Here is a 19,013-nt window from a genome sequence, read left to right as displayed (position 1 = left end):
GAGGAGGCATGAGGACATCCTTCCAGCAGAACCCCTGGTCCTGCTAACTCGGTGTCCACTACCCGGGGTGAACCTCACTGATCCGTGAGCACCCGTAGAGCATGCCATCCGCAGCTCCACCGAGGGCGGGCCATCCGTCGGCGCCGTCACCTCGCCCGGTGCGCTGCGAGCAAGGGGAGGAAGAGGACGTCGACGATCGCGTGGATGCGTTCGGACGTCAGGGGCTCGAGGTCCAGCAGCAGGTCGTGGCGGACCAGGTCGAACGGCAGGGCGAGCACGATCGGGGGGATGCGGTCGAGGTCGATTTCACCGCGGGCGTGTGCGCGCTGGTAGACGGTGCGCCGGTGAGGGGGCACGTCTTCGCCCATGACCTGCTCGCGGATCTGCGCCGGGGACTTCCCGGTGTCGGCGAGCAGCCCGCAGAACGCGGCGCCCGCGGCGATGGCGAAGAAGCCGGCGAGGGTTTCGCTCACCGCCGTCAGGTGGGCGAGCAGATCGCCCCGCAGGGTGCCGGTGTCGGGCACGGCGACCGGGTGCGCGCTCCGGTGCTGCTCGAGCGCGGCCAGCACCAGCTGGTCCTTGTTCGGCCAGCGGCGGTACAGCACGGGCTCGCTGGTGCGTGCCCGCACGGCGACCGAGCCCATCGTCAGGCGGGCGTACCCGATCTCGACCAGCTCGTCCCAGCCGGCGGCGAGGATGTCGGATTCCAGCTGGGCACCGTGTCGTCGGCGGCGGGCAGGCTCGTCAGGGACCACCAGCCCAAGATAGAAAGCTTTGCCTTTCTTAGCAACCTGACGTAGCTTGGAAGAAAGTAATCCCTTTCTTGAAGGAGACGTCATGACCCCGGAGGACGCGGTCTTGATCGTGGGCGCCGGACCGACCGGCCTGACGCTGGCCTGCGAACTCGCCCGCGGCGGCGTTCCGTTCCGCCTCATCGACGCGGCGACCGGACCGCAGCCCGGCTCCCGCGGCAAGGGCGTCCAGCCGCGTTCCCTGGAGGTGTTCGAGGACCTCGGGATCGCCGAGCGCGTGCTGGCCCACGGCCGGCTCGCGATGCCCATGCACTCGACCGCGCCCGACGGCCGGGTGACGCGCGGCGGCGAGGTGCCCCGGTCGCTGGTGAATCGCCCGGACATCCCCTACCCGGCCAGCTTGATCACCCCGCAATGGCGAACCGAGGAGGCGCTGCGGCGGCGCCTGGAGGAACTCGGTGGCACGGTCGAGTTCGGCACCGCCCTGGCCGGTTTCCGCCAGTCCGGCGAGAAGGTGACCGCCGAGATCGTCACGGCCGGCACGGCGGAGACCGTGACCGCGCGCCGGCTGGTCGGCTGCGACGGCGGCCACAGCACCGTCCGCAAGCACGCCGGCATCGCGTTCGCCGGCGAGACGCGCGAGGAGGTGCGGATGATCCTCGCGGATCTCGCGGTCGAGGGCCTCGACCGCGAGGCCTGGCACGCGTGGCAGCACCCGGACGGCATGCTCGGCCTCTGCCCCCTGCCGTCCACGGACCTGTTCCAGTACGCGGCCGCACTCTCCCCCGGGGACGACCCCGACCGCGGCCTCAGCCACCTGCAGGCGCTCCTGGAGCGGCGGAGCGGGCGCACCGACATCCGCCTGCACGCGCCACAGTGGTCGTCCCTCTGGCGCGCCAACACGCGCTTGGCCGACCGCTATCGCGCGGGGAACGTCTTCCTCGCAGGCGACGCGGCGCACATCCACCCACCCGCCGGCGGTCAGGGCATGAACACCGGCGTCCAAGACGCGCACAACCTCGGGTGGAAGTTCGCCGCGGTCGCGAACGGCGCTCCGCCCGCGCTGCTCGACACCTACGAGGCCGAGCGCCGCCCGATCGCCGCCCGCGTGCTCACCCTCTCCACCGCACGACTGGAGCAGACGCTGCGGGACCGGACCATCCCCACCCGCCGCGACGCGAGCACGCTGCAGCTCGACGTGGGGTACCGCGGCTCCGCGCTCGCTCATGACGACCGCGACGACACGGCGGCGCTGCGCGCGGGCGACCGCGCCCCCGACGCGACCGGGCTGGCCACGATCCACGGCGAACGCCGGTTGTTCGAGCTGACCCGCGGCGGACGGTTCACCCTCCTGGCGTTCGGGCCCGCGACCGGGCCTGCGCAGCTCGGTCTGCGGGTGCTGCAGGTCGTCGACGAGCCGGCCGGGCCCCACGACGTCGTCGACACCGCGGGCCACCTCGCGACCGCTTACCAAGCGTCCGAGCGGACGCTGGTGCTGATCCGTCCCGACGGCCACGTCGGGCTGATCACCGACGCAGGCGACGGATCGGCCGTGACGGACTACCTGACCGCGATCGGCCGGCCGGCGCCCGAGGAGAAGCGTCTCAGAGGAGCGAAGCGGCGGCCTTGATCGCTTCATCGAGGGAGTCGCGCGCGTAGCCCGCGAAGTCGTCCCCACCGGTCGACGCGGCCCAGCGCTCGTGTGCGGCGACGAAGGCGAGCAGGCCGAGCTGGCCGGCCACGAGCGCGGTCGGCCGGGGGGTGCCCCGGTCCTGCACAGCCGCGGTGATGGTGCCGGCGATGGCACTTCGTTTGCCGGTGAGACACTCGCGCAGTTCCGGTTCGGACTCGATGATCTCCTGACGCGCCGCCGCCCGCGCTCGCCGAGCCGGGGTGAACAAGACGGCCGCGCCGTCCAGGGCGGCTTCGACCAGCCGGCGTGGGCTCGCGCCCTCGGGAGCGGCCTCGACGGCCTGCTTGATCGCCTCCAGCACCAGTTCCTGCCCGAAGAAGAGAACTTCGCGCTTGTCCGCGAAATGGCGGAAGTAGCTGGGCTTGGTGAGACCGGCGCGTTCGGCGATCCGGGGAACCGTGACGGCCTGGTAGCCGTGGGCGGCGAACAGCTCCAGCGCAGCCGCTTCCAGTCTCTCGCGTGCGTGCGGTTCCCATCGGGGCATGCCGCAGATCGTAGCGACAAGACCCGGTCTTGACGCTGGTGATGAGACTGAGTAACGTCAGGCGCTGACGAGACTTGGACTCATCAGCGATCAGGAGCAACGCATGCCCGGTCTCAGCGGCAAAAAGATCGTCATCACCGGCGGGACTTCCGGGATGGGTCTGGCGACCGCCCGGCACTTCCTCGCCCGCGGTGCGTCAGTCCTCGTCACGGGGCGGTCGGAAGCTTCTCTTCAGCGGGCCCGTTCGGTCCTCGGCGACGCGGCGGTGGTCGTCCACAGCGACACCGGCGCACTTGCCGACATCGACGCGCTCGCAGCCACAGTCCGCGCCGCATTCACCGGCATCGACCTGTTGTTCCTGAACGCCGGGATCACCATGGGAGCCTCGGTCTTCGACGTCACCGAGCAGACCTACGACGACGTGTTCGACATCAACACCAAGGGCGCGTTCTTCGCCGCGCAGAAGCTGGCCCCCCTGGTCAACGACGGCGGTGCGATCGTTTTCACCACCTCGGCCGCGAACGTCCAGGGCCTGGCGGGCTCGAGCGTCTACGCCGCGAGCAAGGCCGCCCTCCGGTCGTTCACACGGGGGTTCGCCCGCGAGCTCCTTCCCCGCAAGATTCGCGTCAACGCGATCAGCCCCGGACCGATCGACACCGGCATCCTGGACCGGTCACTGCCGGCCGAGGCCGCAGGACAGCTCAAAGCCGGTTTCATCGCCGGCAATCCGATGCAGCGCATGGGCAGCACGGAGGAAATTGCCCGCGCAGTCCAGTTTCTCGGCTTCGACGCCACCTATACCACCGGGGCAGAACTCCCTGTCGGCGGCGGCGCTACTCAGCTCTGAGGCTCGCTCCGCCCTCACGCCGACGAAATTCTTCTCAACGCTCGGACGCACCGACGTCGGTACTCGACCAGTCCTGCCGGCTCAGCTGGTCCAGCAGGGCGATTTCGGCCCGGCCCGGCGAGCGGCGCAGGCCCGCGATCACCGGCTCCGACAGAGCGGGGCGAAGCGGGCGGGTCAGGTGTTCGAAGCCGTCGGGGATCGCGGAAGACGGCGCGATGGTGACGCCGAGGCCTTCCGCGACGAGCCGCACGGCGGTGGAGATCTGGGAGGCCCGGCCGACCGTCCGCGGGGCGAGGCCGCGGTCGGCGAGCAGGCGCGCCAGGTGCTCGTCGAGCTTGCTGGTGCGGCGGAAGCGCACCCATCCCTCGGAAGCGAGATCTTCGAGGAGGAGCGGCTGGTTCCGGCGAAGAAGCGGGTGCCCCTCCGGCAGCACGGCGACGTACGATTCCCTGCCCAGCGGGTGGATGTCGAAGCTGCATCCGGGCGGGATCTCGTGCACCAGGACCATGTCGAGCGTGCCCTGGCGCGCGAGCCGTTCCAAGTCCGCGGGGTCGGGCTCCTCGTGGATCGTCACCGCCAGGTGAGGGTGACGGCGGCGCAGCTCGCCGAGCGCGCGCGGCAGCCGGCGGGTCCCGAGTCCCAAGTAGACCGCGATGACCAGCTCGCCCGTCAAGTCGGCGTCGGCGGAGCGGGCGGCGGTGAGCGCGCGCCGGGACGCGGTGGTGGCGACCTCCGCCTCGGCCAGGAAGGCCCGGCCCGCCGCCGTCGGCAGCATTCCCTGCGGGGTCCGCGTGAACAGGCGCACCCCGACCTGCTTCTCCAAGGTGCCGATCTGCTGGGACAGCGACGGCTGCGCGATCCCCAGCCGCTCGGCCGCCGCCGTGATGCTGCCCTCCTCGGCCACGGTCAGCGCGTACTCGTACTGCCGCAAGTTCATCCGGAGCCCCCTGTCATATAGAAGTCTTCTATATGAATCATAGCAGGCAACTCTTTGCATCTATGTCGAGCACGTGTGTACGTTCGGGATTGCCAGACGGTTTCCGCAGGGGAAGCGGCCATTTTCCGCCACGGCAAACACCGCGGTTACCTGCACATTCGCTGCACCAGAGAGGCCAAAAGAAAGCCATGAGCTCGACAAGGAAGAATGTCCTGATCACGGGAGCAGGATCACGAGGTGGAATCGGCGCCGCAATCGCGCACGCATTCGCGCGCGACGGGGCCATGGTGCTGATCACGGGACGGAACCAGGAGCGCGGGGACGGCGTCGTCGCCGACATCACCGCGGCCGGTGGCGAGGCCCGCTTCATCCTCGCCGACCTCGGCGACGCCGCCGACGTCGACCGGCTCATCAAGGAGGCCGGTGACGTCGACGTCCTCGTCAACAACGCGGCGAGCTACCGGGACAGCATCCGGCCGAGCCTGGACCAGGACCTCGACGCGAACGCCGAGTCCTGGGACGTCAACGTCCGGGCGGCCTTTGCCCTGACGGCGGGCTTCGCCCGGGGGATGGCCGCCCGCGGCGGCGGCGCGGTCATCAACATCAGCAGCATCGCCGGAGCGCGCCACCTGCCCTCCATGTCCACCTATGGCGCGCAGAAGGCGGCGATCGAGTCCTACACCAGGTCGTGGGCCACCGAGTGGGGCCCCGACAACGTCCGGGTCAATTCTGTCGCGCCGGGCACGGTGTCGAGCGAGAACGTCACCGAGTTCATCGGTGCCGAGGCGTTCCGGACCATGGCCGAAGGCAACCCGCTCGGCCGGCTCGGCACGCCGGAGGAGATCGCCGAGGTCGTTGCGTTCCTCGCGAGCGACCGCGCGAGCTTCCTGACCGGCCAGACCATCGTCGTGGACGGCGGCCGGATGGCACGGGCGGCCTGACTCCTGTCCTGCAGATCTGCGCCCGAGGTGGAGGGCGATGCAAGGCGGCGGCTCGTTTCGCGAACCGGGCGGGTCACGCCCGGTTCGCACCGCCGGCAGACGCCACGAGCGTGATCGGCCAGCGGACCTCCTCGGACTCGTCCGACGTCCGTGTGCGCGAAACGACGTTCAGCTGCTCCTCCGTCAACCGGCCGCCGGTGGCGAGGCAGGATCGCACGATGGACCGCACCTCTTGGTTCGCCGAGTCCGGCCGCAGGTCCCGCTCCCACAGTTCGAGCGCGTGCAGCGCAGCGCGACGCGACACGTCCGGGGCCGAGGCGTACCAGTGCCCACCCATCCTGCTCGGCGGCGGATCGCCGAGTGCGGGCACGCGCCGGCCGAGGCGCTTCTGCCGCACGCGTGCGTCGACGTACGAAGCGACCTCCTCGCGCCACACCGCGCGACTGGCCTCCAACGCCTCGAGCGCCCGCAGCAGAGCCGATTCGTGGTGCTGGTACGGCCCGGCCAGCTCACCGAGGAAGCTCAGCGTCGCCCGGTGGCCGATCGGGTGGTACAACCCCACACACGAACACAACGCCGCCACCCGCCGGCCGTGCGCCGGCCGCCCATCACGCACCCGGCGCGCCCGCTCGGTGAACCCCACCGGCAGACAGTACCGATCACCACGTCGACAGTGGTTTCCCCGGACGCACCCGGACCTGCGCCAACCCTGAAGCCGGTCCGCGACACGCTGCCGGACACCGGGGATCACCAGGCCAGCGTGAACTTCACCGGCAGCGCCGCCAGGCCGCGGAACAGCGGCGACGGCCGCCACGCCAGTGTGTCGGCCGGCACCGCCAGCACCACGTCCGGGAGCCGGTCGAGCAGGACTTCGATCGCGGCCTCGGCGATGACCTTGGCGATCTCCTGGGCCGCGTACGGACACCGGTGTTCGCCGTGGCTGAACGACATGTACGCCTGGTTGCCGGTCGACGCCTGCGGGACCGGCCGGACGAGCGGGTCCTGGTTGGCCGCGGCGAGGCCGAGGATGAGCAGGTCGCCCTTGCGGATCTGCCTGCCGCCCAGCCGGAGGTCGTGGACGGCGAACCGGCCCGGGAAGTTCTGGGTGGGCGTGTCTTCCCAGAGCACCTCGTTCAGCGCCTGGCCGACGCTCCGGCGGCCGCCGGACAACGTCATCGCGAAACGGTCGTCGGTGAGCATGAGCCGCAGGGTGTTGCCGATCCAGTAAGCGGTGGGCAGCTGCCCCGCGTTCATCAGGTGGAGCAGGTCCTCGGTGATCTCCTCGTCGGCGAGCGCGGCCGGGTGGGCCAGCAGCCGCGACGTGACGTCCGGCCCGGGGTCGCGCCGCTTCGCCTCGACCATGCGCCGCACCTTCTCCCGGACGCGCGCGTAAGCCTCGTTCGCGCCCTCGCCGGCGGCGTGCGTCCGGTAGACGTCCCGGACCAGGTCGCCGGTTTCCGCGTCCGGCACGCCGATCATCCTGGCGACGACGGGCAGCGGTATCCCGTCGGCGTACTGCGTGATCAGGTCCGCCTCGCCGGAGCCGGCGAAGGCGTCGATGAGCTCGTCGGCCACCTGCTGGGCCCGCGCGCCCAGGTCGAACTGGTCGACGGCGCCGAGCGCTTCGTCGAGCGCCTCGGCCCGCCGCCGGTGCTCGGCGCCCTCGGCGAACATCATCGTCGGCTGGTAGCCGATGAGCGGGAGCAGCGGCCAGTCCGGCGGCACCCGGTCCCAGGCGTTCCAGCGCCGGGAGTCGCGCCCGAAGACCTCCGGATTGGTCACGACGTACTGCACCTCGCGGTAGCCCAGTACCAGCCACGCCGGCAGGTCGCCGTCGAGCAGGACCGGGGCCACCGGCCCGTGCGCACGCCGCAGCTCCGCGTAGAGGTCGGCGGACTTCTGCTGGAATTGCGGCCCGTACAACGGTGTGGCGAGTGCGGGCTGGGGGGTGGTCATGACGCGGTCTCCCGGGCGGAGGACAGGGCGAAGAGGTGGTTGACCAGGGTGAGCAGGACGGTCTTGCCGGAGTCGCGCCGCCGGGCGTCACAGTCGATCAGCGGGACGTGCGGGGACAGGTCGAGGGCCTGCCGCACCTGGTCCAGGGTGTGTTCCGGCCGGCCGAAGTTGTTGCGCGCCACGATGAAGGGCGTCCCGTGGTGTTCGAGGCGGTCGATGGAGTACCAGGAGTCGGCCAGCCGGCGGGTGTCCACCAGCACGACGGCGCCCAGGGTGCCGGCGAACAGGCGGTCCCAGAGGAACCAGAACCGCTCTTGGCCCGGCGCGCCGAACAGGTACAGCACCATGTGCTCGTTGAGCGTGATCCGCCCGAAGTCGAACGCGACCGTGGTGGTGGTCTTGCCGTGCGAGGCGCCGTCGTCGATCCCGACGCCCGCCTGCGTCATGGTTTCCTCCGTGCTCAGCGGGCGGATTTCGCTGACCGAGCGAACCATGGTCGTCTTGCCGACCCCGAACCCGCCGACGATCACGATCTTCAGCCCGTCCCTGGCGGTGCTCGGCAGCGGGGTACGGGCGTCTTGCTCAGAGCTTCTTGAGTCCAACAAGCACCTGCTTCAGGGTTTCGAGATCGGGCAGACGGGCGTCGTCGGGAGCCGAGGACGGGTGGCGGGCGGTGATCCGGCCGGTGTCGAGCAGGTCGCACAACAAGATCTTCACCACGCTCACCGGCAGGCCGAGCTCCGAGGAGATCTCCACCATCGCCGTCGGGTGACGGCACATCCGCAGGATCTTGACGTGCTCGGACTGCATGCCCGGGACCGGATCGTCTTCGCTCACGATCAGCGTCACGAGGTCCAGAGCGCTCTCGTCCGCGCGGCTGCGCCCGCCGGTGACGGTGTACAACCGGTCCGGGTCCTCGCGGTGCAGGTCTTCCCAGGTCATGTCATCCGGCCGCGGTGCCGCTGTCGGGAGCGGGGCGCGGCGGGGCGGTCAGGTGCTCGCCGATCTGCTCGACGAGCTCGTTCATGTTGTGGCCGATGACGCCCACGTCCGCGTCATCGCCGGCGATCACGGCGAGGTGCGCTCCCTCGCCGGCTTCCACGATGAACAGCATCCCGCCGTGGAACTCCGTCATGGACTGCCGGACGCCGCCGGTCCCGTCGCCGAACTCGATCGACGTGCCGTACGCCAGGCTCTGGATGCCCGAAGCGATGGCGGCCAGCTGGTCGGCCTGGTCCATCGTGAGCCCGCGGGTGTGGCAGAGCTTGAGCCCGTCCTTGGACAGCACCAGGGCGTGCCGGGTGCCCGGCGTCTTGCTCAGGAGGGTTTCCAGCAACCAGTCCAGGTCGTGATCGGTGGTGTTCATCGGCTGTCCTCCGAAGGAGCAGAAGGGCGGGTTCCCCGGCCGGCCGCGCGGAAGGCGCTGAACCGCGCGCCGGCGTCGGCACGAACCGGTGCGGGGCTCGCCACCGGCGGCGCCGCCGTCCTGGGCGCGGCCGCCAGCGTCTGCCCGCGACGTCGCTGCGGCAGCCCGGACGATGCACTCTCCACTTTGGACTCGGTTGCGGCGGGCGAGGCGGTCGCGGCGACGGGTGCGGGCGGCGCGTCCGGTGGGCTCGGCTTGACCGGCACGTCCGGTTCGGGCTGCGTGATCAGCTGCCGCGGGATCATGACCACGACTCCGGTGCCGCCCCGCGCGGACGGCCGGAAGTGCACGGTCAGGCCGTGTTTGCGCGCCAGGCAGCCCACCACCGCCAGCCCCAGCCGGGTGCCGGACAGCGTGGTCAGGTCCAGCGGCTCGGCGGACACCGCCCGCACGGCCCGCTCCAGCGCCGCGGGGCTCATCACGAGGCCGCTGTCCTCGATGGTGACCACGACACCCGCGTGCACTTCCTCCACGTACACGTGCACGTGCTCCGACGGAGGGGAAAAGGCGGCGGCGTTGTCCATCAGTTCGGCCAGTGCGTGCATGACGCCTTCGGCGGCGTACCCGGCGACCGCGACGGTGCTCGTCGAGTGCGTTCGCACGCGCTGGTAGGCGCTGATGCGCCCCATCGCGCCGCGCAGGATGCTCTCCATCACGATCGGCTTGGTCCAGCGCCGGCCGGACCGGGCCCCGGTCAGCACCGCGATGCTGTCCGCCAGCCGGCCCGCCTGCGCGGTGCTGTGGTCCAGCTTGAGCAGGTCGCCGAGCACGTTCTCGTCGTACCGGCCTTCCATCTCCCGCAGGTCGGCCAGCATGCTGGTGGCCAGGGCCTGCACCCGGCCGGCGGCGTTGGCGCAGGCCGCCATCGTGGCCGCGCGCATGCGCTCTCCCCGGCCGATCTCCTGGGCGACGGTGTCCAGCAGCCGCCGGTGGGCGCCGTCGACGGCCCCGGGCACTTCGGCGATCGCGGTGTCCGCCGACGCTCCTTCGCGCACCCGCCGGATCACCGCGGGCAGCGTGTCGTCGGCCAGCCGGGCGACCTCCGCGTCCAGTGCCGCGGCGTGGCCCCGAAGGTGGCGCACCGCCTGCACGCAGTACGCGGCGACCGTGACCGCCGCACACACCACGGCGGCAGCCACCCCGCCGTACCAGGCCACGAACGTCCGGTCCGCCGCGGGCGCCCCGGCCGTCATCCACCACCACACCCCGCCGGTGACGACGATCGCGGCCGGCAGGACGAACACGGCGCGCCCCACCGGCGGGCGGGCCGCCTGATGGTGAGCGGGTAACTGCACTGACATCGATCAGGTCCTCGGGGGCGCTCGGAGACAGGGACTTCAGGGGTGCGGAACCGGAGCGCGCCACGCAGCGACACCCGATGTCGAGCGGGCGCGGGAAGCGCCCGGCATTCATCGAAGGGAGTGACCGGCGGACTGCCGTGGGGAAGCTGCTCGATCCAGGCTCCTCATTCGCTGCGGCGGTCGCCTCGGCACTGCGCGGTGTGTGCCGGGTACGGCGCATCAAGACGAGCGTCGCGTGCGGCGAGCAAGACCCTAGCGCCGATCTTTCCCGTCCGTAAGAGTCAATCTCCGACGGCATGTATTCGCCGGTCTTCGAGGTTTCCGGGAAGTCAATCTCCAACCGGACCGGTTCGTGTTTCGGGAAATGGGCGAGGAATGTGTGCTCGGCTCGCTTCGGCGAGGGTGATCCACTTATCCCGAGGCAAGGCGATGGGCGGCTGCTTCACGCACGTCCGGGTTCTCGATGGGCGAATCACGCAGCCGGCCGAGTCGCCGGCGGACCTCGCCGGTGAGCGGCGCGTGGCGTGCGGCCACGAGCCGGACATCGGCCTCGCAATCCGCGAGCGCATCCGGCAGCTGCTGCCGGGTGGCGTCCGGATCCAGTGTCAACAACGCTTCCACATACGCAGCCCGTTCGAAGGAGTGCGGACTTCGGCGCCACAGCGAACGAAGCCTCGGTGCGACGTCGGTGACACCGAGGCGAGCGAAGCCGCGGGCCAGGTCGTCGTAGCCACACCAGTCATCTTTGTCACCGTCCAGGCGGTCCAGGGCAGCCAGCAGCGCGGGAACGTCGGCAGCGTCGCCGTGTTCGGCCAGCGTCACCACCGCCCTCCACCACAGCGGATGAGACGGACTGCGAGCCCACCGGCGAGCGTGTCCGACGGTCTGCGGGCCCAGTTTCGTGAACGCGTGGATCAACCCGATCCACCTTGCGTCCGGGCGAGCGGCCAGCTGGTCGGCGACGTCGAGCAACCGCGGCTCCGGGCCGCGATGACGAGCGAACTCGTGCAGCACCGCCGAGAGCACTTCGGGTTGCGCGTCCGGATCCGCGAGCAGGCCGAGCAACCCGGCGACCGGAGTGTCCCGATAGGACAGACTGGGACACCGCCAGCTCACGGACGGCTGGGCACGCTCGAGCAGAACGTCGATCCGGCGGTCGCGGCCCGCCCAGCTCGACCACGGTTCCCGGCCGAAGAAGACCTCCTCCGGCGAAGCGTCCGCCGCCCGGCCCGCGACGACCGGAGCCAGGTCGTCCCACCACTCGCCGGGCCAGGTCTCGGCGACGGCCTGCAGGACCTCGACCCAGCGCTCCCCCTCACACACATACCGGCGCAGAGCAGCCACCGCCACGGCAACGTGCGCCTGACCGAGGACGGCCAGTACGTCGACGGTCTGACCGAACCGGTTGCCGTCGTACTTTCTGTTCAGCCCGGTTCGCCAGAGCTGTTCGACGATGGGATCGATGGACAACTCGACGTCGAGGACCAGCCGGGCGAGGTAGACCGCCCGTTCGTCGACCTGCCGGTCCCACCGGTAGTCCCGGCGCACGCAGTCCAGCACCAGTTCCGGATCGACCCGATGAGCCGCGACCCAGGCGCCGGCCGCGCCGCAGCCGCGTTGCAGCGCTCCCCGCAACGTGGTGGCGGATGCGTAGGACCAGCAGTCGTTCCCGGCATCCGGATCGTCGGTCATCCCGGCCAGTGTGCGTCAGCGCGAGCCCGGCGGCGAGCGAATTCCGAAGAGCGGGTGACGTTGCTCAGACGGACGTCGTCGGCGTGGCGGGTGCGTCGAGCAGGCCGCTCAGCAGCTGAAGCCGTTCGTGGTCCGGGCCGCCCGGCTCGGCGGTGTAGACGACGAGCACGGGCCCGGGAGCACCCGGCATCGGGTAGGCGTCCCAGTCCAGGTTCAGCTCGCCGACCAGCGGGTGCTGGACGCGCATCCGGCCCCGTGTCGTGTCCTCGACGTCGTGGCGGGCCCACAGCGTCGCGAACTCCGTACTGCGCACCGCCAGCTCACCCACCAGTTCGACCGCGCGCGGGTGCCCCGGCTCGGCGGCGACCTGGGCCCGCAGCATCGCGGTCAGCTCGGCGACGGTGGCCGCCCGCTCCGGGCACGTCCGGTCGGCCTCCGGGTGCAGCAGCAGCGCGAGCAGGTTCCGCTCGGCCCGGGGCAGCTCGGTGAACGCGCCGAGCAGCGCGCCGGCCAGCGGGTTCCAGGCCAGCATGTCCAGGAAGCGCCCGACGACCAGGGCGGGCGAGGCGGTCGCGCGCAGCAGCCGCAGCGTGGTCTCCGGCACCTCCTCCGGCGGGTACGCGCGGGCGGGGCGGGCCGGCGTGCGCGCGGCGGCGGCGAGGCTGTGCAGGTGCCGGGTTTCCTCGGCGGAGAAGTTCAACGCGCCGGCGATGGCGTCGAGGACCTGGTCGGAGGGCCGCACGTCACGGCCCTGCTCCATGCGCTGGTAGTAGTCCGAGCTCACGCCGGCCAGCAGGGCCAGTTCTTCGCGGCGCAGCCCGGCGACGCGCCGCCGCGGGCCGGGTTCCAGACCGACGTCCTGCGGCCGGATCCGGGTTCGCCGGGTCCGCAGGAAGTCGGCGAGCGCGCCGCGGGGGTCGTCGGTCATCGGCCCAGTATGCCGGTGCTGCGCCGGGCCAGGGTGGGTCCGGCGGTCCCAGGAAAAGGGGAACGACCGTGCGGTCGCGAACAGGGCCCAGGATCGGTTCCGCACCAGCCGATCACGAGAGGAAACGCGCCATGAAGGCCGCACAGATCATGAGCTTCGGAACGCCGGACGTCCTGCGGGTCACCGAAACCGAGACCCCCACGCCCGGTGCCGGCGAAGTCCTGGTGGCGGTCGAGGCGTCCAGCGTCAACGGACACGACACGATGGTCCGCGCCGGTGGGCTCAAGCTGGTGCTGGGCCGCAAGGTCCCGATGGGTACCGGCCTGGACTTCGCCGGTGTCGTCGTCGAGATCGGCACGGGCGTGGCGGGTTTCCGCGCCGGGGACCGGGTGTGGGGCATGGTGCACCCGCGGCGGCGGCACACGACCGCGGCGGCGGCCGAGTACGTCGTGGTCGCCGCCGACCGCATCGGCCTCGCTCCTGCCGGTGTCTCGGCGATCGAAGCCGCGTCCCTGGTCGTGACGGGCAGCACCGCGTTGATCGCGTTGCGCGAGAGCGTCGGGCTGGCCGGCGGCGAGCGGGTGCTGGTGCGTGGCGCCGCGGGTGGTGTCGGCACCGCGGCCGTGCAGCTGGCGCACGCGATGGGCGGTCACGTCACCGCACTGGCCCGCGGCCGCCACGCCGCGGCCCTGCGCGATCTGGGTGCCGACGAGGTCCTCGACTACGGCACCACCACCGCGGAGGAGATCGGGCCGTTCGACGTCATCCTCGACACGGTCGGCTCCGAGCTGAACTGCTACCGCAGCCGGCTGGCCAAGGGCGGCCGGATGGTCACCGTCGGGCTGTCGGCTCCCGCACTGGCCGCGATCGCGGCCTCGGCCATCCACGGTTCCCGGCGTATCCGCACGTTCAGCGCCAATCCCGGCTCGGCCGTGCTGGACGATACGGCCGATTACGTCACCTCCGGCGCACTGCGCCCGATCGTGCACAGCGTGTACCCGCTGGCCGATATCGCCGCCGCGCACCAGGCCTTCGAACACGGCGGCGTCCTGGGAAAACACGTACTCGCCGTCTCGAGCTGACCCGTCGAACGCGTGCTCGTGCCGCCGGCGAGCACGGGGATCAGTCGGCGGCGGTCAGGGTTCGAAGCTGGGCGAACGACTGGTCGATGGCCTCGCGCAGGTCCAGGTCGCCGGCGTCGTCGGCCCAGCGCCGGAAGGCGACCCGGTACACCGCGGCGCCGGTTTCGGCGGCCAGCTCGGCCTCGGCGTCGCCGATGCCCCGCCGGCGAAGCCCGTCGGCGAGTGCGGCCGTCATCTGGGCGAGCTTGATCAATTCGCGTTCCCGGAGTTCGGCGTTGGCCATGATCACCGTGTGCCGGATCCGGGCGAGCTCACGGTCGTGTCCGATGGTGCCGGCCACCGCGTCGAGCGCGGCCGCGACGAGCTCCAGCGCCGACGCCGTGGCGGGCGCCCCCTCCAGCGCGGCCAGCGACTTCTCCTCCATTTCGGCCGCGGCGTCGAAGAGGACCTCGCGTTTGTCGGCGAAGTAGCGGAAGAAGGTCCGGGCGGTCACGCCGGCCCGTTCGGCGATGTCGTTCACCATGGTCTGGTCGAAGCCGCGTTCGAGATACAGGTTCAGCGCGGCCTCGCGCAGCCGGCCACCGGCTCCCGGCTCCCATCGCCCCATCCGGCGAGTTTAGTGCGCCCGTCCACGCACCCGCAGAGTGATGTCAGCTGATGACATCGCCGTGGTACGGTGATGTCATCAGCTGACATCACTGCGGAGGGGTCCTCACCATGACGACGGCGAAACGCATCCAGTACCACCACTACGGCGGTCCCGAGGTACTGCGCCTGGAGGACTTCCGGCCGGCGCGGCCCGGTCCCGGCGAGGTGCTGATCCGCGTGAAGGCAGCGGCCGCGAACCCGATGGACCGGAAGATCCGCAACGGCGAGATGAAGATCCTGACCGGCCGGAAGTTCCCGCGCGGCCTGGGACACGACTTCGCCGGTGTCGTGGCGGCCGTCGGCGAGGGCGTCACCCGGCTCGGCGTCGGCGACGAAGTGCTCGGCGGGACCGGCCTGAAGGCGGCGGGAGCGTTCGCCGAAATGGTCGTCGCCGAAGAAAAAGCGGTCGTGACGAAGCCGGCGAACCTCTCCTGGGAGGAGGCCGCCACGATTCCCGTGGTCGGGCTCACCGCGTTCCAGGCCGTGGTCAACGCGGGCGAACTGCACGCCGGGCAAGCGGTGTTCATCCACGGCCGCCTCGGCGGAGTCGGCCGCTCCGCCGCACAAATCGCCTTGGCCCGCGGCGCTTCCGTGGGAGGCAGCTGCCGCGACACCGCGAGGCGCGAGGCACGCGGCCTCGGAATCTCGCCGATCGTGGACTTCGACTTCGACGCGACGAAACTCGCGAAGCAATTCGACGTCGTGTTCGACACCGCGGGCACGCTGCCGATCAGCACGGCACAGGCGTTGCTCAAGCCGGGTGGCCGCATCATCGACATCAACCCCACGCCGGCGAAGTTCGTGAGAAGCGTCCTGCCGGGACCGTATCGGGTGCTGATGGGAAAACCCGCCGTGGCGGACCTCGACGCGGTCGCGCAGGCTGCGGCGAAGGGCGTGTTGCGGTTGCCGGTTGCGCGCAGCGTGCCGCTCGGCGAGGCGATCGCCGCGCTCACGGAACTCGAACGCGATCGCCCACCCCAGGGCGGAAAGCTCGTCATCACGACCGAGTGACCACCGCGTCGCTCGCATCCCATGAGGACTCTCCGGGCCGACCCGGCCCGGCGTGACAACACCCCTGATCACCCTCGAAAGGACCGGCCATGTCACCGACCCGGAACACCGCCGCGACGCCGACGTTCATGGTGTTCGCGACCCTCCGCGACGACACCGACTTCGCGGAATTCGCCGCGCTGCGCGAGGACGAGCAGAAGCAGCTGGAGGTGCTGCGCTCGGAGGGGCGGATCGGCGCCCACTACGTTTCCCCCGCCCGGCGGGCGACGTTCCTCGAGATCGTCGCCGACGACGAGGCGCAGGTCGCGGAGACGCTGGCGACCCTGCCGTTCGCCCGGTTCTTCGACGCCGACGTCTACCCGACCACTCCCCCGGACCCCGCGGAGGTCGCCCACCGGGCGCGATCGTGAACCCTCCCCGGCGCCGGCAACGGCCGCACCGGCCCCAGCCGCTGACGGCGACCGCGCTCGTGCCGGCTTCACCGATCTTGTCGCCGCCCCAGCCCGCGTAGCTGATCGCTCGTCAGTCGCAGGTCCAGCGCAGCGCGGCCGGTGCGTTGCTGGTGTTGCCGAAGATGACGCCGTCGTCGCCGATGACGAACACGTCCGCGTCGCCGCCGTCGGGGAACGGCAGCCGGCCCAGCAGCTTGGTGTCCTGCCAGACCGCGGCCGGTCCGACCAGGTTGGTCAGGCTGCCCGCGATCAGTCCGTGCTTGTTGGTCGCTTCCGCCGTCCCGCCCTGCTCGAGGGGCCGCGGGTCGGCCGGGCCGTGCCACGCCAAGGCGCGCGAAGCGGGCCACGAGCCGATCGCCGTGCCGACCACGACTCCGTTGCGGATCTGGCGGATCAGCACGGGACGGTCTTCGCCGGTCAGCGGGATGACCACGCCGGCCCGCCAGAGTCCGCCGAGCTGGTTGTCCGGGGCGCCGAGCAGCACTGTGCCGTCGTCGTCGAGGTCCATCCCGAACCGGTCGCGGATGTCGATGATCCGCGGTCCCGCGGCCAGGACCGACCAGAGGACGCTCACCCGGTGGCCGTCCCGGAGATCGGTGGCGGAGGTGAGCACGTCGCCCCGGTCGTTGAGCGCGACGGCCGATTCGAGCCGGTAGCCGGGCGGGTCGGGCAGCCGGGTCAGCGTGCCGGGACCGCGGTGGCCGCCGCTGAAGAGGTAGACGCCCCTGGTCGTCGACGGAAGGCCGCCGTCGAGCAGCACCGTTCCCGCGGCGTTCTCGTCGGCGACGTGCGGGTAGACGAACGGCGCGAGCGCGTCCGGGATACGGGGCTTGCCGTCGGTCCAGAGCACGACCTTGCCCATGTCGACGCTCCGGTCGCTGACGTCACCGGAGTAGTTGCCGTGGCTGTCGGTCCCCCTGATGTCGACGTCGGCGTCGAAGTAGCCGTCGGGCGCCACGATCCTGTGCGCCGTCCAGGTGCAGGCCGCGGCCGCGGTCGCCGCCGGCGTGGTGACGGCGGCGCCCAGTGCGAGTGCCGCGAACGTGAACGCGGCAGCACGTCGGAACATGCGAATTCCCCCTCGGAATCGGTCGACGCCGACTCCACGCCCCGGCACGCCCGCGGGTTGAGCCGTGTCACCCGCACGGCCCAGTCAATGATGCCTGCGGCAACTCGCCCATGACGCCCGCCTGGCTAGTCTCCGGTCTCATGGGCGCACCCGATCTCATCGCGATCGACCACGACACCTACCACGCCGAGCACGTCGGCCGCACGGCTGACGGCCGGCAGTTCTTCCTGACCACGCCGTTCGAATCGGCTGCGAAAGGACAGGGCAACGAGTTCGTTGCCCTGTTCCTGTTCGATCCATCCGGACGGTTGCCGGAAGCCAGGATCGACGAGTTCGGGCCGCGAGCTCAGATGGATCGGGACCGCCGCCAGAGTCGATATGAGGCCAGGCTGCGGGAACTCGGCCCGGTCACGTTCACTCGAATCGAGGTCGCACCCTTCGCTCTCGAGCGGTTCGGCACCACCTTCGGTCTCGTCCCCAGGCCCGGCGACGACGAAGACGATGCGTGGTGGGTGGAGCTACATCCGGGCAACTACATGGCGTTCACCGAGCCCTGGGACAGCGGCAGGTACGACACCTGAGCGGCGAGGCCTTTTGGGCCCTTAACGGCGCGAACACCGCCCGCCGCGACGCCGATCTGCTGCGTGCTCCGGCCATCGATCGACGGCCGTACGGAGCGTGGCGCGGGCGGGACAACTCGGCGAGACTGCTCCGATGGTTTCCGAATACACCCAGAGCGACCAATTCCGCGGTGGCCGTATCCACCTGTGCGACCTCGCGGGCCTCGAGATCCGCGACTGCGAGGTGAACGGCCTGAAGATCGTCGACTGCTACGGCAGCGACGTCTACCTCGGTGGCGACTTCGAGCGCCTCGTCGTCAACGACGTCGACGTGACCGCCTACGTCGAGGCCGAGCTCGACCGCCGGCACCCCGCGCGGGCGGTCGCACGGAATGCGGTCTCTCCCGAGGACTACCGGGCTGCTTGGGACGCCATTGAGGCCCTGTGGCGCACGACGCTCGACCAGGCGAGGCTGCTGCCCGAGGCCGAACTGCACGAGCAGGTCGACGGCGAGTGGTCGTTCGTCCAGACGCAACGGCATCTGCTGTTCGCCGGCGATGCCTGGCTCGGCAACGCCGTGCTCGAAGAGGAATCGCCCTACCACCCGCTGGGTTTGCCCGCCGGGGGCACGCCTCCCGACGCGGCGGCGAAGCTCGGCCTCACCCTCGAAGCCACGCCGACGCTCGACGAGGTGCTCGCGCCGCGGCTCGCCCGCATGGCCGTGATGCGGCGGGTCGTCGACGGGCTCACCGCGGCCGAGCTCGATCGGGTGTGTGGTCGCAAGCCGGCTGATCTGTATCCCGACCGGGAATACGTTGTGCGCCGCTGCCTCAAGGTGGTGCTGAAGGAAGAAGCCGAACACCACCGTTACGCCGTGCGCGACCTCGCGGTGCTCGAGGCGGGTGTCTGACCCGCGGTGGTCGCCGACGCGGCTGCGGGATGGCAGCCACGAACCACACCGCTCCCGCGGCGAAGCCGAGGCGCACCGCCATCGGCACGTCCACCACTTCCCCAGACACCGACACTGCCATCAGCTCGCCGACCAGGCCCCGGTTCCAGCCGCTCCCAATACGTGGCGGTCCCGCGAATCGGCGTCCCCAGGTACCGGTCCCACCGGCTCCCGGGACCGGCGTCGGGACCGATGCGCTCCGGACCCTCGTCACCCAGGCTGAGATCCGGACGAACAGATCACGCGTCGCGTCCAGAACGGCCTGCGCGGCAGCTCGCCATCCCG

The 19,013-nt window shown here is 71.1% G+C and carries 21 protein-coding genes; 8 read left to right on the top strand and 13 right to left on the bottom strand.

Annotated features, from left to right (window positions below; all coding sequences use genetic code 11):
• Positions 1-146: 146 nt before the first annotated feature.
• Positions 147-755: a TetR/AcrR family transcriptional regulator gene (locus ISP_RS07810; protein WP_013223343.1), complete on the bottom strand. Its 609-nt coding sequence runs from the start codon at positions 753-755 to the stop codon at positions 147-149.
• 82 nt (positions 756-837) lie between these two features.
• Here ISP_RS07810 and ISP_RS07805 point away from each other — a divergent pair, with 82 nt between their 5' ends.
• Positions 838-2,382 (top strand): FAD-dependent oxidoreductase, encoded by a 1,545-nt coding sequence (locus ISP_RS07805; protein WP_013223342.1) that lies wholly within the window; start codon positions 838-840, stop codon positions 2,380-2,382.
• On the opposite strand, the gene ISP_RS07800 is transcribed toward ISP_RS07805, so the two are convergent.
• The gene (locus tag ISP_RS07800) at positions 2,357-2,929 is read right to left on the bottom strand and encodes a TetR/AcrR family transcriptional regulator (protein ID WP_013223341.1); all 573 of its coding nucleotides are present in this window, start codon (positions 2,927-2,929) and stop codon (positions 2,357-2,359) included. The genes ISP_RS07805 and ISP_RS07800 overlap by 26 nt on opposite strands.
• Before the next feature lie 103 nt (positions 2,930-3,032).
• Between ISP_RS07800 and ISP_RS07795 the strand changes: the two genes are divergently transcribed.
• A complete protein-coding gene (locus ISP_RS07795) occupies positions 3,033-3,776 on the top strand; it encodes an SDR family oxidoreductase (RefSeq protein WP_013223340.1) in 744 nt (247 codons plus the stop codon).
• Between the two features lie 34 nt (positions 3,777-3,810).
• Here ISP_RS07795 and ISP_RS07790 read toward each other — a convergent pair whose 3' ends face one another.
• Positions 3,811-4,713: a LysR family transcriptional regulator gene (locus tag ISP_RS07790; RefSeq protein WP_013223339.1), complete on the bottom strand. Its 903-nt coding sequence runs from the start codon at positions 4,711-4,713 to the stop codon at positions 3,811-3,813.
• 32 nt (positions 4,714-4,745) lie between these two features.
• Here ISP_RS07790 and ISP_RS07785 point away from each other — a divergent pair, with 32 nt between their 5' ends.
• Positions 4,746-5,654, top strand: a complete 909-nt coding sequence (locus tag ISP_RS07785; protein WP_320109497.1) for an SDR family NAD(P)-dependent oxidoreductase — start codon at positions 4,746-4,748, stop codon at positions 5,652-5,654.
• A 73-nt stretch (positions 5,655-5,727) separates the two neighbouring features.
• Here ISP_RS07785 and ISP_RS07780 read toward each other — a convergent pair whose 3' ends face one another.
• From ISP_RS07780 to ISP_RS07745, 8 genes are all read right to left on the bottom strand, one after another.
• Complete coding sequence (locus tag ISP_RS07780; protein WP_230468732.1) at positions 5,728-6,297, bottom strand: hypothetical protein; 570 nt, start codon at positions 6,295-6,297, stop codon at positions 5,728-5,730.
• Between the two features lie 104 nt (positions 6,298-6,401).
• Entirely contained in the window at positions 6,402-7,610 is a 1,209-nt protein-coding gene (locus ISP_RS07775) for a cytochrome P450 (protein WP_013223336.1), read from the bottom strand.
• Complete coding sequence (locus tag ISP_RS07770) at positions 7,607-8,140, bottom strand: GTP-binding protein (protein ID WP_013223335.1); 534 nt, start codon at positions 8,138-8,140, stop codon at positions 7,607-7,609. The genes ISP_RS07775 and ISP_RS07770 overlap by 4 nt, the downstream gene beginning before the upstream one ends.
• Before the next feature lie 52 nt (positions 8,141-8,192).
• Positions 8,193-8,552 (bottom strand): DUF742 domain-containing protein, encoded by a 360-nt coding sequence (locus ISP_RS07765; RefSeq protein WP_013223334.1) that lies wholly within the window; start codon positions 8,550-8,552, stop codon positions 8,193-8,195.
• A 1-nt stretch (position 8,553) separates the two neighbouring features.
• Entirely contained in the window at positions 8,554-8,976 is a 423-nt protein-coding gene (locus ISP_RS07760) for a roadblock/LC7 domain-containing protein (RefSeq protein WP_013223333.1), read from the bottom strand.
• Complete coding sequence (locus ISP_RS07755) at positions 8,973-10,337, bottom strand: sensor histidine kinase (protein WP_230468731.1); 1,365 nt, start codon at positions 10,335-10,337, stop codon at positions 8,973-8,975. The genes ISP_RS07760 and ISP_RS07755 overlap by 4 nt, the downstream gene beginning before the upstream one ends.
• A gap of 411 nt (positions 10,338-10,748) precedes the next feature.
• The gene (locus ISP_RS07750; protein WP_013223331.1) at positions 10,749-12,029 is read right to left on the bottom strand and encodes a hypothetical protein; all 1,281 of its coding nucleotides are present in this window, start codon (positions 12,027-12,029) and stop codon (positions 10,749-10,751) included.
• A 64-nt stretch (positions 12,030-12,093) separates the two neighbouring features.
• Positions 12,094-12,957: a helix-turn-helix domain-containing protein gene (locus ISP_RS07745; protein WP_013223330.1), complete on the bottom strand. Its 864-nt coding sequence runs from the start codon at positions 12,955-12,957 to the stop codon at positions 12,094-12,096.
• A 131-nt stretch (positions 12,958-13,088) separates the two neighbouring features.
• On the opposite strand from ISP_RS07745, the gene ISP_RS07740 reads away from it, so the two are divergent.
• Positions 13,089-14,039 (top strand): NADP-dependent oxidoreductase, encoded by a 951-nt coding sequence (locus tag ISP_RS07740; RefSeq protein WP_013223329.1) that lies wholly within the window; start codon positions 13,089-13,091, stop codon positions 14,037-14,039.
• A gap of 40 nt (positions 14,040-14,079) precedes the next feature.
• On the opposite strand, the gene ISP_RS07735 is transcribed toward ISP_RS07740, so the two are convergent.
• On the bottom strand, positions 14,080-14,646 hold the full coding sequence (locus tag ISP_RS07735; RefSeq protein ID WP_013223328.1) for a TetR family transcriptional regulator: 567 nt from the start codon (positions 14,644-14,646) through the stop codon (positions 14,080-14,082).
• 110 nt (positions 14,647-14,756) lie between these two features.
• Here ISP_RS07735 and ISP_RS07730 point away from each other — a divergent pair, with 110 nt between their 5' ends.
• Both ISP_RS07730 and ISP_RS07725 read left to right on the top strand, forming a co-directional pair.
• A complete protein-coding gene (locus ISP_RS07730; protein ID WP_013223327.1) occupies positions 14,757-15,698 on the top strand; it encodes an NADP-dependent oxidoreductase in 942 nt (313 codons plus the stop codon).
• 89 nt (positions 15,699-15,787) lie between these two features.
• The gene (locus ISP_RS07725) at positions 15,788-16,108 is read left to right on the top strand and encodes a muconolactone Delta-isomerase family protein (protein WP_013223326.1); all 321 of its coding nucleotides are present in this window, start codon (positions 15,788-15,790) and stop codon (positions 16,106-16,108) included.
• Between the two features lie 112 nt (positions 16,109-16,220).
• Here ISP_RS07725 and ISP_RS07720 read toward each other — a convergent pair whose 3' ends face one another.
• Positions 16,221-17,219, bottom strand: coding sequence for a hypothetical protein (locus tag ISP_RS07720; protein WP_013223325.1), 999 nt, complete (start codon positions 17,217-17,219; stop codon positions 16,221-16,223).
• Positions 17,220-17,359: 140 nt separating this feature from the next.
• On the opposite strand from ISP_RS07720, the gene ISP_RS07715 reads away from it, so the two are divergent.
• Positions 17,360-17,800, top strand: a complete 441-nt coding sequence (locus ISP_RS07715; RefSeq protein WP_013223324.1) for a hypothetical protein — start codon at positions 17,360-17,362, stop codon at positions 17,798-17,800.
• A 97-nt stretch (positions 17,801-17,897) separates the two neighbouring features.
• Complete coding sequence (locus ISP_RS07710; protein ID WP_230468730.1) at positions 17,898-18,689, top strand: DinB family protein; 792 nt, start codon at positions 17,898-17,900, stop codon at positions 18,687-18,689.
• Positions 18,690-19,013 lie beyond the last annotated feature (324 nt).

This window comes from Amycolatopsis mediterranei (assembly GCF_026017845.1).
Taxonomy (GTDB): domain Bacteria; phylum Actinomycetota; class Actinomycetes; order Mycobacteriales; family Pseudonocardiaceae; genus Amycolatopsis; species Amycolatopsis mediterranei.
This window is presented reverse-complemented; position numbering and strand designations above follow the sequence as displayed.